The organism is Arachidicoccus rhizosphaerae (assembly GCF_900107765.1).
Lineage (GTDB): Bacteria > Bacteroidota > Bacteroidia > Chitinophagales > Chitinophagaceae > Arachidicoccus > Arachidicoccus rhizosphaerae.
Genome location: NZ_FNQY01000014.1, coordinates 57,397 through 72,505 on the forward strand (window position 1 = coordinate 57,397; position 15,109 = coordinate 72,505).

The window sequence follows — 15,109 nt, forward strand, 5'->3', positions numbered from 1 at the left end:
TTTAAATTATCCGCAAAGCAAAATTTGATTTTGCTTTGCGGATTTCTTGGATAATTAAAATTATAGATTATGGGATATGAAGATATATTATTTATTGGACCTAACTATAAGAATCATACTGGGGGGATAGGTGCTGTTTTGGAAGTCTATTCGAAAAATATTAAACCTTTTAATTTTTGTCCTTCTTTTGATGGTAATTATAATGCACTCGGTAAAATGGTGTTTTTTGGTCTTTGCTTATTTCGTGTTTTTTTTAAGTTGCTTACTGTACCTCAAATTAAGATTGTACATATTCACGGTTCCACCAAAGGCAGCTTTTATCGTAAATATCTTCTATTTTTAATGGCAAAATATATTTTTGGAAAAAAGGTTGCCTACCATATGCATGGTGGTTCATTTGACCGATTTTATGAACGGTCTAATAAAGCACAAAGAAGGTTTATAGAACATTTTGTCAATAGGGCGGATGCCCTGATTTGCTTATCCAATAGCTGGGAGGCCTATTTTAAAAGTCATTTTAATGCTAAACGCCTATTGGTGCTTAATAATCCCATCGAACAAAACAAGAATATTAAAATTGAAAAAATTATTACCGTTGAATTTTTATTCTTAGGAAAAATATGTGATGCTAAAGGTGTATTTGATTTGTTAGAAGTAATAAGAGATAACCGGGAACTGTACAAACAAAAAGCTAAGTTCAGGTTTGGTGGTAATGGAGAAACGATTCGGCTGGAGTCTTTTATAAAAGAGAACCAATTAAGTTCCTTTGTCTTTTTTGAAGGTTGGGTTTCTGGATTAAAGAAACATCAGCTTTTGTTAGAGGCGAATGTATATTTACTGCCTTCTTACATAGAAGGATTGCCAATGTCTATTTTGGAGGCGATGAATTATTGTTTACCTGTAATCTCGACTAATATTGGAGGGATTCCAGAAATTCTTGCTACAGACGTAAATGGGTTCTTAATAGAGCCAGGTGATAAATCTGCCCTAAAAAGAGGTATTGACCATTTTATTGACTCTCCAAGTGATATTCTTAAAATGGGACATAGGGGAAAGGTAAGAAGCACAGCTTTTGATATTCAAAGTATTTTGCCCAAGCTAAATGCATTGTATGAATCTTTGTAGGAATTGCGGAAGATGTATTTGGCTGGAGTATTTTGACTATCTGAAATTCTACGGATAAACAATAAGTCAGTAGGCGCCACATTAGTTATAAGAATGTATTTCATCGTGAGTCCTTTAAACGTATTGAATAAAAATTATTTGTATTTCCTTTAAGTTCAATGACTGATGCTGAAGATTGTTGCAGTTATGGTTTTGTTTTATTGCGGGGTAATGTGTGTTCAGGCACAGGTGTACTCATTTGAGCTACATGATAAAAATAGTTCTATTCAGGCTCCTTCCAGTAGATCAATAGAACTTTCAAATGATGTAAAATTTAAGGGAAAGCCATCCATTCGTTTTGAATTACAAAGATTTGATACCGCTGTCGCAAATGGCAAAAGAGCGGAAATTATGTTTCGCCCGGAGAAAAGCCTACCTGTGGATAGGTGGTATGTCTTTAGTATCTGGCTGCCTAAAGATTACGCAGTTGATTCCTTACCGGAAATTGTAGCACAATGGCATGCGGTTCCGGATTTTTCTTTAGGAGAAACCTGGCGCTCTCCGCCTATTGCGCTTACCATTCAAAATGGGATGTGGCTCTTAGTGACAAGGTGGGCTTCAGAGGCCGTCAATTCAAATAATACCCTTTCTGGCCTGGAAACTGTCTGTTTAGGTAATGCGGTTGATATGAGATGGACAGACTGGGTTTTTCATATAAAATTTAATTATAAGAATACGGGTATTCTGGAAGTCTGGAGAGATGGCGTTAAATGCTATTACAGACGAGGACCCAATTATTATAATGATCAGACGGGGCCATTTTTTAAATTCGGCATTTATAAATGGGATTGGAATAATAATCAAATCCAGACTTCAATTGATAAACGCGTTCTTTATTTCGGAGGGGTAAAACTGGGTGAAAGTAATATGAAAATCGGTGATTTTTTGAAAGAAAAATGACGTGTTGCACCAAATTCTACATTGATGTTGTGGTACTATAGATTTTTTATGTGAATGAGTTTGTTTTGCATTATTAATAGGGTGTTGAAATTCAAGTTTGTAGATAGAATAAAAAAGATTATGCGATATAAATTGTAAGAGATGAAAAATAAATTGAATAAAAATGCATAAAAACTTGTTTATTATTAAAACCTGACTTAAATTTGCTCTAACATACAGGACGTGATAATTGAACTGTTGAAAACTAATATGAGGATTTAATTATTTACAGATAATTAAAGAAAGATGGATTTATGAAACTTATCTCGTTTATTTTAGAGATATGAACCAAAACAATTAATTGCAATAGCCCCCATAAGATTTAATAGCGGAAATAAACAAAGGCAAGCGCAATGAGAAGAATAATTTTCAATGATGAACGGGTTCATATCGCCCGGTTTGAAAGTATAAGTTATTTTTCCTTTTATAGACCAAGTAAGACTATAAGGCTCTTAATGATTCGTGGAACAGTTAAGATGATAACGTGCTTATATTGAATAGTTTTAAGGCCTGGGTGTAATGGCCCTTAGGAAGTCATCGGGATACCAAAAACCTGATTTTCAAAATGGTAATTATTGGAATTAGAAGAATACTGCAATTTGTGAAGCGTGATATAGAAGGACTATTACATTAAATATTTCTAGATTTTGTTTGATTGGTATTTCTGCTTGTGGATTTAGGTATTTGTACACTGAGACTGATGGTTGACAAAGGGTCTGCTGTTTTTGTTTCTAAATCTGAAACAAACCTTTATGATTCTACGGGAATTGTTGTTTAGGCTGAGGCTTAGATTTTGTTTGTGAAAAAATTAGCCGATAACATGACCGTTACTTTAATTGTAAACCATTGGTAGTTGATGTGTAAAGTGAACATCAATTTGAGTAAGGTTATTATACCAATCAAGGATTTATTTTACCGAGATAAGAATAAAGAATATGCGTGTCCCTATAATTTAAAAATTTAATGTCTTGACGATTAACGAGTCAGACGAATATAATGCTGAAATTATAATCGTTGGAAAGTTCAACCTATATGAGGGGTTTGACTTACCGGCTTTCAACAGTGGCTGCAACCAAAACTAACAACTTATCCGTAATGAGAAACGGGTGAGGGATCATTCACAAATGGAGTGCTTTAACCGAAACATTTGAAATTAAGGAACTAAGAATTTTTATAGCAACTATTTCAAATAATTGCATTTCATTCAAAGTCGTATGCTATGAGTATAGGTGTAAAAAATATTGAACAAACTGCCTCCTTTGACTTTTCTTCAAAAATAGAGTCGCGGGTAATAGTTGAAAGATTATTTACGAGCCTGCTTGGGTACGGAAAAATAGTCATGCTTCTTTTAGATCTAGCATTATTGAATATTTGCCTATGTATTACCGGATTGCTTTTAATGGGCATGGATCTGACTTTCTCCGAGACCTATTTATCAGGCATGGTATATTTTTCTGTTCTCTGGATTTTTTTAAGTTATTTAAGAGGGATCCATAAAAATTTATTGCTTATTGACACAGTTGAAATCTTCCAGACATTAGCTAAGGTCTTCTTTGTTTTTGTCGTCTGTTCCTGGTTTTTTATCCTTATTTTATTAGATGGATTTAAAAACATTGATTTGTTTGTCTATTTTATTTGTATGTTTTATCTCTTATATGGAGCTGCTCTAGCCGGGAATCGAGTTCTGCTTTTAAGCATCAGAAAACACTTTAAAGATAAAATCCGCAAGAAAAAGAACGTATTTATTATAGGAGACAGTTCCAGTTGTGAATTGCTGGAAAGTTATATAGAAGAAAATCAATGTGATTTAAGGTTATGTGGGTTTTTTTATGATGGGTTTAATCAACCCTCCGATTTAGAACAGTTTGCTGCTGAAGTTGGAAAAGGGATTTCTGTTTCAAAGGTGATAGACGAACCCATCTCATTGGGTTCACATATAGAAAATATGAATGGTAAGCAAACAGAGGCAGTTGAAGAAATGATAGGGGAAATTCCCGAGGTTGGTGCAGAATTCAGGGTTTACCAGGGGGCAGGCTCTTCCCCGGTCAAAAAAAGGAACGATTTGGCAAATTGGCCACCGGCTGGTGTTCCGGATTCCGTTTCAAATGGAACGACTAACAAGGATATTAATGCGTCTACAATTAATGCTATTCTAAAGGGCCAATTAAAGCCCGTAGCTAAGGCAGCTTTTAATACAAGCGCCTGGAGTAAAGTTATTCGTGGCCGAATAATGGATTGCGTTAAATACTTTGGGAAAATGCCTATTGATGAAATTTACTGCTCTATGCAAAGTATGGAGGAAAAGACGGTCAGATTGCTAATTAAAGAGGCTGACAATCATATGATCAGAATTAAATTTTTGCCTGATTTTTACCAGATCTTAAGAAGACGTTCTACCATTCATTATATGGGAACTGTTCCGGTTCTTTCAATTAGGCAAGAACCTTTGACTGTGGATAGCAATATTATCATAAAACGTGTTTTCGATTTTTGTTTTTCTGTTTTGGTGGTGATTTTAATTCTAAGTTGGCTTGCCCCCATTATCGGATTACTTATTAAGTTAGAATCAAAAGGTCCGGTATTTTTTAAACAAGAGCGTTCCGGGATTAATAATAAACCTTTTAAAGTCTATAAGTTCAGAAGTATGCGGACGGTAAAAGGCATAGGTGAGGATCGTCAGGCAGTTAAAGATGATGTCCGTCTGACTAAACTAGGTGCCTTTTTGCGCAGGACGAGCTTAGACGAGTTGCCACAGTTTTTTAATGTGTTATTGGGCAATATGACAGTCGTAGGACCTCGGCCTCATATGGTGTCTCATACAGATAAGTTTAGCAAAGAAGTGGATGCTTATATGGTGCGTCATTTTGCCAAGCCAGGCATTACCGGTTGGGCTCAGGTAAATGGCTGCAGGGGTGAGACAAAAACAAGAGAGGCTATTGAAGAGAGGGTATTACACGACGTATGGTATATTGAAAACTGGTCACTTATGCTGGATTTGAAAATTATATTTTTAACCGTATGGAATATCCTGCGTGGCGAAGAAAATGCTTATTGATCCGGCAAATTATTATTCCATTATATATGCTATTACTTTATTTATATAATATGGATTTTCAATTGAAAATTATTGTATTACAACTCAACTTTTGATTTTTTAACTGCTTTCAAACCGAATTTTTATGGATAAGAGACGTTATCTTGGAACTTCTAAGGGTACTAAAACTAACTGCAAATTTTTGTTATCCTTCTGTCACAACCTGCGTGACAATTGCTCTGATTGGAGCAAATTTATTATGCGTTGCATAAATTTCTTCGCCTGCTGCAAAGGGCAGATTAGAGGCTCACATACCTTGATTGGTATAACCACAATATGTTGTGTGTTATCTGTGGGCCTCTTTTCCTGTTCTAGCTATAAACAGATTAGCTATTTTAAAGATCTGGATGATAGTAGTAAAATGTATACTCAGGGGCGTAGCATTCAAACTGCAGTTTACCATCCAATTACCATTCAGCCAGATGATATACTTCAGGTAGTAGTTTCTACAATTGATCCTCAGACCAATGAAGCTTTTAATGTTAGTCAGGATGATAAAACAACAACTACTTCCGATGTATTAAATGCGCCCAAAAATTTGAACGGTTATCTGGTGGATAAGAATGGTGATATTGAGTTACCCGTTCTTGGGCGCTTTCATGTTGAAGGCCAAACGACAGAGCAAATTAAGGATTCGGTCACTGCTGCAGCGTCCAAGCTGTTACGTCAACCCGTTGTGAATGTTCGATTGGCGAACTTTACGGTTAATGTATTAGGGGAAGTTACCCATCCGGGCTCTTATAATATAGCCGGGGAGAAGGCAAGTGTGTTGGATGCGCTTTCTCTAGCCGGAGATATGACTATTTATGGTAAAAGAGATAATGTAATACTTATGCGTTCGGACAATGGCATTCAGAAAAAGGTTGCTCGTTTTAACTTAAACAATACACAGATGATGAGCTCGCCTTATTTTTATTTAAGACAAGGTGATGTTATATATGTGGAACCAACCAAATCTAAAGCTGCTTCGACCGATAATAGAGCTACAAGGACTTACGCTATTGCCGGATCTGTTCTCTCGGTCATTCTTATTGTGATCAGCAGATTATAGATTTATATGAACCGTTCTGCTGCGAGTTGAGAATACTTTACAAAGGGATGGCTAACTCTTTTCTCTCTGCTCAAATAATATTCATTCATTTTTAATAATACGTCACAGTCTTTATTTGATTTTTCTTCCAATACTTCATCTCTAATTTCTTTAAAATATGCAAACGACTACTTTAGATCAACTGGTTCCGGTAAAGGAGACCAAATTTGATTTTACCAAAATCTTCCACCGTATTAGAGCAAACTGGTATTATTGTGTGATTTGTGCCATTGTAATGGTGGGACTCGCCGGGATTTATCTGTATGTGGCCAATCCGACCTATAAGGCTATGGCCACCGTTCTTATTAAGGATAATACAGGGCAAAACAACTCGCCACAAAGTAATGGTATTTCCTCCTTGCAAAGTTTAGGACTTTTTCCAGGAGCTAGTAACGTGGATAATGAGAGAGATATTCTTGTAAGTTATCCCCTGATCCACCAAGTAGTATCGGATTTACAGTTATATTTAAACTTCAGTACTTATAAGGACTTTAGAAGTAAGCCGCTGTACAAAAAGAGCCTTCCATTTACTACTTCAATAACGGGATTCTCGACAGATAATCTGGATCCTAGTCAACTCAGTTATGAATTTACTTTAAATGGAAAAAGTGGATTCACCGTTTCTTCCGACAAGCATGTATGGAAAGGTAAATGGTCTGTACCTGTCGTTTTGCCTATCGGTCAGCTCACCTTAGAGAAAAATGAATTAACCAATGACTGGGACGGTTCTCAGAATATAAAAATGGATGTTTCTAGTATTAATGCGGTGGCTGATGGATTTAAGGAAAATATTAATGCAGAGATTTCTGATAAACAGACGAGTATTATCAATTTGTCTTTGAATACAACTATTCCTGAACAAGGGATAGATATCATGAATGGGCTTATTCATGTGTACCAGTTGTCTAACATTGAAGATAACAACCGTATTACTGATAGCACCATTGAATTTTTAAATAACAGGCTGTTTACAGTAGGTGCAGAACTCGATTCGATAGAAGGTAACATTCAGCACTTTAAACAACATAATGAATTGGCTGATCTGCCTACCCAGTCCCAGTCTTTGATTGCGAATGCAGGAGAGAATGCAAAGGAGCTGGCTGCGCAGCAGGTGCAGTTAAGTATAACAAATTCTTTAATAGAATACATGCATTCGCAAAATGGCAATGATCGGGTGGTTCCAGCGTCACTGACCATTAACGATGGTTCCTTATCCGCCATAATTGATAATTATAATAAGCTTTTACTGCAAAAGGAAAGAGTGTTATTAAGCGCAACTCCTGATCATCCTGTGGTTAAAAACCTGGATAATCAAATTAAAGGACTCAGAAGCGATATGCTCTCTGGCTTAAATTCTATCAAGTATTCTTTGGAAGCGGGCATCGGCAGCATGCAGCAAAATGAAGGGGCCCTAAATAATAAGATAAGAAGAGTGCCTGCCCAGGAGAGGACTTTTACAGAGTACAGTCGTCAACAGGCCATTAAACAAGAACTTTTTTTATTCCTGCTTCAAAAGCGTGAGGAATCATTAATCGCCAAGTCCTCTACTGTATCCAATGCAAGGATCATTGTCCCTGGTCGTGTGGCGACCCAACCTGTTGCGCCCAATAAAAAGTTAGTATTGTCCTTTGCTATGGTCCTGGGGCTAATTTTTCCATTTATCATTTCCTTTTTTCGGAACCTGACCAATCTAAAAGTTGAAACAAAAGAGGATATTGCAAATAATACGCAAACACCTGTACTGGCTGAGATTTTGCATAATGGCAAGCCGGCAGATGGAGCCATCGTAGTTACGCATAGCTCAAGGGATCCTGTTGCTGAACAGTTCAGAATATTAAGGACCGATTTAAGTTATTTGTTGCCATCCCAGCATCAAAAAGTAATATTGTTTACTTCCTCCATGCCGAATGAAGGGAAATCCTATGTAGCTCTGAACCTCAGCGCAATGCTGGCCTTTTCGGGTAAAAAAGTGGTGATTATTGATTTTGATCTGAGGAAACCTAAACTAGCGGAGAGATTAGGCCTCAATTATGAAAATGGCTTTAGTCAGTATGCAATTGGTAAAGCGACTTTGGATGATATTATCTATTGTGTAGACGGAATACCGAATCTTTCCTTTATTCCCAGTGGCGCAATTCCGCCAAATCCTGCAGAACTGTTAATAACTGATCGTACCACACATCTTTTCGATCAGCTCAAACAAAGGTTTGACTATATTCTCATTGACTCGGCTCCCTGCATTGTTACAGACGCTCGTTTATTGTCCAGATATGCTGATTTGACGCTGTTTTTAGTCCGATTAGGCACTACCTATAAAGAGTTGCTAAAACAAATTCAGGAATTCTACCAACAGGAGAAATTCCCCAATTTGAACCTGGTTATCAATGATTTGAATCGTAAAAGAGGCAAATATTATAATGGTTATCAAAACTATGGTGCAGACTATGGATATTTTGAAAATTAGTCTTGAGGATCAGAAAGATGATCAAGCAATCATTTGACACCGCCCTGTGAGTGTATATGAAATTTTTTCTAATCAACAAGATGACCATACATGTGTTTTAATCAAGTTTTATTTATCGGCCCTGCCTTTGCAATGCCACGTGATGCCGGTTCTGCCCCTGCTGCTGAGAACGGGGAAGGGGTGGACCATGTTATAAGTGATTATGCAAAGCATATACGTCCATTTAAATATGTTGGATGTATTCGGCAGGAAGGGAGTATTTTGAGACGCCTGTTTCTTTTTTTGATTGGATTCAGTAAGATGTTTTATACCCTGTTGATTGACCAGGAGGTTCGGGTAGTACATATTCTGGATGAGGTAAAATTGCAGACACGAAACAATGCTTTTCAAAGGTTTTTATTGGATGGACTTATTGAGAAAATACTGCTTTGCATACTAGCAAGAATTCTATTTAAGAAGAAACTGGTTTATCATATGAACAGCGATGATTTTGAACAGTATTTTTTAAGCCGGAACCGGCTCGGCCAAAATGTCATCAAATGGCTACTTTGTAGAATGGATATGCTTCTTTGCCCTTGCGAATCAGATCTGGCATTTTTTAAGAGCCATTTTAGTTGTAAGCTGGTTTTTATTGTTCCCGAAGGTATTGAACTGGTGGAGGATACTGCTGGTTCTTTTATTGATGGTGATCTGATTAAATTTTTGTACTGGGGGGATCAAAGCTTGTCGGAGGTGCAGCCATCTGGTGGCAAAACTGATGCTTGGAATGAGGCTCAAAACTACAGCGAGCAAACGCTTAAAGGGATTCTGGATTTAATGGAGCGTAACAGATCCGTTTATCAGGGAAAAGTAGTGCTTTTAATTGGAGGTATACAAAATGGAGTGGAGGCGTTTGCAGATAGTGGTAATCATGACAATACACCTGGTAAAGAGAGTAAAGCTCTTAGAGACAAAGGGTTGCAATTCTCAGGTTGTATTTCCAGGTTGATTCGCCAAAAACATCTGGAAGAGTTGGTGACTTATGTGGATTGTAGTAAACCAGGATTAAAGGCAAGGTTATTTAAAACAGCTAACGTGTGTTTACTGCCTGCCGTTGAAAGGCGGGATAATACCAGTTTTTTAGAAGCACTGAATTTTGGATTACCGATAATCGCGCCTTATAGGGGCAGAAGAGGTGACATGGTTTTAAATGGAATAAATGGGTTTTTGATTCAGCCTGAAGACCGGAAAGGAATGCAAAAAGCAATTCAACATTTCTTTTTACACCCGACAGATACAAAGGTTATGGGGGCTGCTTCCAAGGAGATTGTTCAAAAATTTGACATACAGAAGGTATTGATAAAGCTAAAATTCATTTATTCAAATCTTTTAAATTAAATAAAGATGCTGGACTATATAAGGTATAAGGCTAGGCATAATTTTTTACTGGACCAGAAAATTAGAGAGGTTCGTTCGTTCCATGAGATGGATTCACATCAATTGCGGGAGTATGAAAATAAAAAGTTCCTAAAGATCTTTAACCAGGCCTGTAAGCATAGCCCGTTTTATAAAAAGTATTACGCTGATTTTGGGGTGAATGTCAAATCAATACAATCGATGGATGATATGTACTTATTACCCCAGATTGACAGAAATATGGTTAGGAATTTTAAAAAAGATATTTTAACAGGATCGGCTTTTTATATGTTTAAAGGATGCACGAGCGGAACCAGCGGCTCGTCTTTAACTGTTTATCGTTCTTTTGATTCAATACTTACAGAGAATGCCTATATATGGAATTTTAGAAATATGCACGGGGTCCATCAAGGCGATAAGATTGTGATGCTCAGAGGGGATTTGAATCGTGATCAATTGTCAAGGTTTGATAAGAATAGCAATATCCTTTATTTATCCAGTTATAATATTAACAAGAATAATATATATAAATATATAAAATTATTACTTGACTTTAATCCCAAGTTTATTTCCGGGTATCCCAGTTCCCTGGAAATATTGTCAAATGAGCTTTGCAGAATAAATATCAATCTGAATATTCCTATAGCTATAACTTCTTCAGAAACCCTCTATGGGTTTCAAAGGGAGAAAATAAAAAATTATATAGGTGCGGACATCTATGACTGGTATGGGAATGCAGAACGCACAGTCGCAATTGAAGAATGCCCCGGCGGGCAATATCATTTTGCCCCTGGGTACTCCATAAACGAAGTATTTGACAACCACATGCTGACCACTAGCTTATTTAATGATTCTTTTCCTTTGATTCGGTACAGGGTGGATGATGTGATTGAGCTTTCCCCTTTTGATAAAGAATCGGCAGGTTCGGTTAAGGGTCCTGCTACTGCCAAAATTGAAAAAATACATGGTCGTGAAGATGATTATATTCATCTGCCAGATGGAACGAAGATTGGCCGGGTAAGCAAGGTGTTTAAAGGGGTAGATGATGTGCTGTTTGCCCAGGTTTTGCAGGATCATCCTGATTATATTTTCATAAATATAGTATCGGATAATCCAAGTTTTGATAATAGAGAGGTGTTAAAAAGAATGCGTTTGCTGGTGGGAGATCAGGTTGCGATTAAACTACAAATGGTCACTGAAGATAAAATAATAAAAACAGGTGCCGGAAAATATAGAATGGTCATTAATTCTCTAATTAAAAACAGAAATCATGATAAGCAGTAATGATATAATTATGGCTAGTTTTTTAAAACTAAAATCCTACTGCGAACGGGAGCAGTTTAAGGGTTGGGATCCATATGACGGTCTGAATAGCACTTTATTTGCCAAAATACCTTTCCTGTCTGAGAATAGAACAGCAAGATTATTCTGGATTCAGTTCTTCAAGCGAAGTCCTGTAAATTTTCGCTCCATAGCCAGGGTGGAAAAAGGACTAAACCCGAAGGGACTTGGTTTGTTTTTAAGTGGATATTGTAATCTTTATTACCAACACCCGGATGAAGCTACCTTAGAGAACATCAATTTTCTGGCTGAAGCTTTACTGTCTTTAAGATCAACGGGCTTTTCGGGTAATTGCTGGGGGTATAATTTTGACTGGCAGGCAAGAGCCTTTTTTCAGGCCAAGAATACGCCGACCGTTGTTGCCACCTGTTTTATTGCCAATGCTTTAATAGATGCTTACGAGGTTACAGGCACAGGTCATTTTCTGGATGCTGCTGTCGATAGTGCTAATTTTATCATGAAGGATCTGAACCGGACTTATAATAAATGTGGGGATTTTTGTTTTTCCTATTCACCAAAGGATTCTACCCAGGTTTTTAACGCTTCATTGTTGGGAAGTAAATTATTGGGACGTATCTATAAATATACCGGAAATACCAAACTTTTCTCAGCAGCTAAATCTTCGATTCGTTATTGTTGTGATGCCCAAAATGAGGACGGTTCCTGGTCATATGGAACACTTCCCTTTCATCAGTGGGTGGATAATTTTCATACAGGTTTTAATCTGGAAGCGTTAATGTCCTTTCAGCAAGATACAGGTGAGACCGCTTTTGAACCTTATATTAAAAAAGGCGTTGCTTACTATCTGGATAATTTTTTTACCAAGGAAGGCGCCCCCAAATATTTTGATGATAAATTATATCCGATTGATATACACTGCACGGCACAGCTAATTATAACCCTTTCTAAGTTAAATAAATTTAATGAGCAGAAGGTGCTAATAGATAAGGTGCTGAAATGGACTATAACCAATATGCAGGATAAAGAAGGTTTCTTTTATTATCAGCTCAGAAAGCATTTTAGTAATAAAATTCCTTATATGCGTTGGGCACAGGCCTGGATGTTCTTTGCCATGTCCGAGTATCTGACCTGCTCAGAATTGGGCAGGAATTCGAGCAAGATAAAAAAACTCTTTATTGAGAAAAGTAATTTTTAGATGTGACCTATTTGTGCTCATTATACAATTGTTCTATTTTTTAATATTTTTATATGTGTAACAATATAGCTTCTATTCAGTTATTAAATTGTCCGATTCATGCTATAACCATGGATGAAACGGTTAAGATTATAGATAATTCCATCAGGCGGCGTAAGCAGATTCACCACGTCGTTGTTAATGCGGCCAAATTAGTGAAAATGAAATCTGATCCCTCCCTAAGGGAGTCAGTAATCAATTGCGATATCATCAATGCAGATGGCCAGAGTCTGGTATGGGCTGCCAAATTGCTCGGCATGCATTTACCGGAAAGGGTAGCAGGGATTGATCTTATGGAAAGGCTGGTGATGCTTGCCTATTACAAGGGATATAAAATATTTTTTTTGGGTGCAAAGATGGATGTCGTCTCTGCTGTGGTAGAAAAATATGCGGGAGAATATGACGCTTCTATTATTGCGGGATTTAGAGACGGTTATTTTAAAAAGGATGAAGAGGCTGAGGTGGCTAAAGAAATTGCGGCTAGTAAGGCAGATATCTTATTTGTTGCCATGAGCTCACCTAAGAAAGAGATTTTTCTAAATGAATATAAAAATGTGATTAATACCTCTTTTATTATGGGGGTGGGCGGATCATTTGATGTTGTTTCGGGGAAAGTCAAAAGAGCCCCTCTTTGGATGCAAAAAAGTGGTCTTGAATGGTTTTACCGGGTAGTTCAGGAGCCCAAAAGAATGTGGAAACGTTATCTTATTACAAATACACTTTTTATAGCGCGAGTTTTAAATGCTGTTTTTAAAAAAAAAGTCGGCTTTTCTTAAAATATTTTACAGAATTAAATTATTGATATCTATTCATTTGTGTTTTTTAAGATGACTTTTTATTTTTTATTAAAAAAAATAAAACGATAAAAAATGCTTAGGTAATGTAAAATGTCTATATTTGTCCGAAGGAAAATTATTAGAGCCCTTACCAATTAAACTTAACTGCTCAAAGACCAACAACAGACTCAAGAATTCCTCAACACTACCAAACATTAACTATACATTGATTGAGAATTTCCGGGGTACGCTTTAATGATTTTTTAAAATAATATCGGATTAAATAGAATTAATGGATTTAGCGCGGAACTAAATTTATAATGTTGATCGTTTTTACGTCCCTATGGATGTGTCTTGATGCAGTACATCGGCATGCAAGTACTGGCAAGTAATGTCCATGTGCGACTATTTTTTTCCAATTTTATTTTGTTTATTATGAAACCAAAAATATTACTGGCTTTTGGGACACGCCCGGAAGCGATCAAAATGGCGCCGCTTGCCATAATGTTCCAAAACCTGCATGAAAGTTTTGAAATGCGGATTTGTGTTACGGGTCAACACCGGGAAATGCTGGATCAGATTATGCAGTTCTTCGAATTATCTGCCCATTACGATTTAAATGTAATGCGTCCAGGTCAGAATTTGTTTAGCCTTACCAGCAGGATAATTAATGATATGCGTCCGGTGCTGGAAGATTTTAAACCTGATTATGTTTTTGTCCATGGAGACACGACTACTTCAACTGCCGTTGCGCTCGCCGCATTTTACAGTGGATGCAAGGTGGCTCATGTAGAGGCCGGACTCAGAACTTTTGATAAATGGGCACCCTTCCCTGAAGAAATGAATCGAAATCTTACCAGTAAGCTGGCAGACATACATTTTGCACCAACCAGGCTTGCAAGAAAAAATCTTTTAAACGAAGCAATCAACCCTGCAAGTATAGCTGTGACTGGTAATACCGTCATTGATGCGCTTCATTTAGGTCTTGAAATTATTGACAATCGCCCTTCCGAGTATATCGATAAGCTTAAAGGGGTAATAGATCTCCAAAAACCTGTTATATTGGTAACCGGACATAGAAGAGAAAATCACGGAGATGGTTTTTTGCATATTTGCGCGGCATTAAGAGAAGTTGCCTTAACCGAAGATGTAAATATTATCTATCCTGTGCATCTAAATCCTAATGTTCAAAAACCAGTTTACGAGCTGCTTTCAGATTTGCCGAATGTACTTTTAATTGAGCCGCAGCCTTATGAGTCTTTTATCTGGCTGATGAGCATCGCCACCGTGATCATAACGGACAGTGGTGGCGTACAGGAAGAGGCACCGGCCCTTGGAAAGCCGGTGCTTGTGATGCGTGACACAACGGAAAGGCCAGAGGCAGTGGACGCCGGAACCGTGATTCTGGTGGGTACGCATCAGAAGAAAATCGTTGACTGTACGCGCGAACTTTTGCATGATAAAGAATTAAGATTAAGTTACAGTGCCATCTCCAATCCTTACGGGGACGGGCATGCTTCAGAGAAAATTATTCAATTTTTGTTTCCCGATGCGTACAATGCCTACTTGAAAAAGAAACTGACACGTATCGCGGATTGATATACTGACCAATTCTAAATAGATATATACCTTAAACAACTCAATAGATTTC

10 protein-coding genes are annotated in these 15,109 nt (G+C 37.2%); all 10 read left to right on the plus strand.

Annotated elements, in window-relative coordinates; all coding sequences use genetic code 11:
* The first annotated feature begins 69 nt into the window (after positions 1-69).
* The 10 genes from BLU80_RS12590 (at position 70) to wecB (ending at position 15,057) form a co-directional block, all read left to right on the plus strand.
* Positions 70-1,125: a glycosyltransferase family 4 protein gene (locus BLU80_RS12590; RefSeq protein WP_091398919.1), complete on the plus strand. Its 1,056-nt coding sequence runs from the start codon at positions 70-72 to the stop codon at positions 1,123-1,125.
* A 165-nt stretch (positions 1,126-1,290) separates the two neighbouring features.
* Positions 1,291-2,064, plus strand: a complete 774-nt coding sequence (locus BLU80_RS12595; RefSeq protein WP_091398920.1) for a polysaccharide lyase family 20 protein — start codon at positions 1,291-1,293, stop codon at positions 2,062-2,064.
* 1,258 nt (positions 2,065-3,322) lie between these two features.
* The gene (locus BLU80_RS12600) at positions 3,323-5,158 is read left to right on the plus strand and encodes an exopolysaccharide biosynthesis polyprenyl glycosylphosphotransferase (protein WP_091398925.1); all 1,836 of its coding nucleotides are present in this window, start codon (positions 3,323-3,325) and stop codon (positions 5,156-5,158) included.
* 322 nt (positions 5,159-5,480) lie between these two features.
* On the plus strand, positions 5,481-6,248 hold the full coding sequence (locus tag BLU80_RS12605) for a polysaccharide biosynthesis/export family protein (protein WP_170831232.1): 768 nt from the start codon (positions 5,481-5,483) through the stop codon (positions 6,246-6,248).
* Between the two features lie 157 nt (positions 6,249-6,405).
* Positions 6,406-8,751, plus strand: a complete 2,346-nt coding sequence (locus tag BLU80_RS12610; RefSeq protein ID WP_091398929.1) for a GumC family protein — start codon at positions 6,406-6,408, stop codon at positions 8,749-8,751.
* Between the two features lie 90 nt (positions 8,752-8,841).
* The gene (locus tag BLU80_RS12615) at positions 8,842-10,128 is read left to right on the plus strand and encodes a glycosyltransferase (RefSeq protein ID WP_091398932.1); all 1,287 of its coding nucleotides are present in this window, start codon (positions 8,842-8,844) and stop codon (positions 10,126-10,128) included.
* Between the two features lie 6 nt (positions 10,129-10,134).
* Positions 10,135-11,430, plus strand: coding sequence for a phenylacetate--CoA ligase family protein (locus BLU80_RS12620; protein WP_091398935.1), 1,296 nt, complete (start codon positions 10,135-10,137; stop codon positions 11,428-11,430).
* Positions 11,417-12,643, plus strand: a complete 1,227-nt coding sequence (locus BLU80_RS12625) for a delta-aminolevulinic acid dehydratase (protein ID WP_091398938.1) — start codon at positions 11,417-11,419, stop codon at positions 12,641-12,643. The genes BLU80_RS12620 and BLU80_RS12625 overlap by 14 nt, the downstream gene beginning before the upstream one ends.
* A 53-nt stretch (positions 12,644-12,696) precedes the next feature.
* Positions 12,697-13,458, plus strand: coding sequence for a WecB/TagA/CpsF family glycosyltransferase (locus BLU80_RS12630; protein WP_091398942.1), 762 nt, complete (start codon positions 12,697-12,699; stop codon positions 13,456-13,458).
* A 435-nt stretch (positions 13,459-13,893) separates the two neighbouring features.
* Complete coding sequence (wecB, locus tag BLU80_RS12635) at positions 13,894-15,057, plus strand: non-hydrolyzing UDP-N-acetylglucosamine 2-epimerase (protein WP_091399085.1); 1,164 nt, start codon at positions 13,894-13,896, stop codon at positions 15,055-15,057.
* The last annotated feature ends 52 nt before the right edge of the window (positions 15,058-15,109 follow it).

What these genes read in the sequence shown, in the direction of transcription:
- BLU80_RS12590 (WP_091398919.1), top strand. Translation starts at nt 70, where the DNA reads ATGGGATATGAAGATATATTATTTATTGGACCTAACTATAAGAATCAT.
- BLU80_RS12595 (WP_091398920.1), top strand. Translation starts at nt 1,291, where the DNA reads ATGCTGAAGATTGTTGCAGTTATGGTTTTGTTTTATTGCGGGGTAATG.
- BLU80_RS12600 (WP_091398925.1), top strand. Translation starts at nt 3,323, where the DNA reads ATGAGTATAGGTGTAAAAAATATTGAACAAACTGCCTCCTTTGACTTT.
- BLU80_RS12610 (WP_091398929.1), top strand. Translation starts at nt 6,406, where the DNA reads ATGCAAACGACTACTTTAGATCAACTGGTTCCGGTAAAGGAGACCAAA.
- BLU80_RS12615 (WP_091398932.1), top strand. Translation starts at nt 8,842, where the DNA reads ATGTGTTTTAATCAAGTTTTATTTATCGGCCCTGCCTTTGCAATGCCA.
- BLU80_RS12620 (WP_091398935.1), top strand. Translation starts at nt 10,135, where the DNA reads ATGCTGGACTATATAAGGTATAAGGCTAGGCATAATTTTTTACTGGAC.
- BLU80_RS12625 (WP_091398938.1), top strand. Translation starts at nt 11,417, where the DNA reads ATGATAAGCAGTAATGATATAATTATGGCTAGTTTTTTAAAACTAAAA.
- BLU80_RS12630 (WP_091398942.1), top strand. Translation starts at nt 12,697, where the DNA reads ATGTGTAACAATATAGCTTCTATTCAGTTATTAAATTGTCCGATTCAT.
- wecB (WP_091399085.1), top strand. Translation starts at nt 13,894, where the DNA reads ATGAAACCAAAAATATTACTGGCTTTTGGGACACGCCCGGAAGCGATC.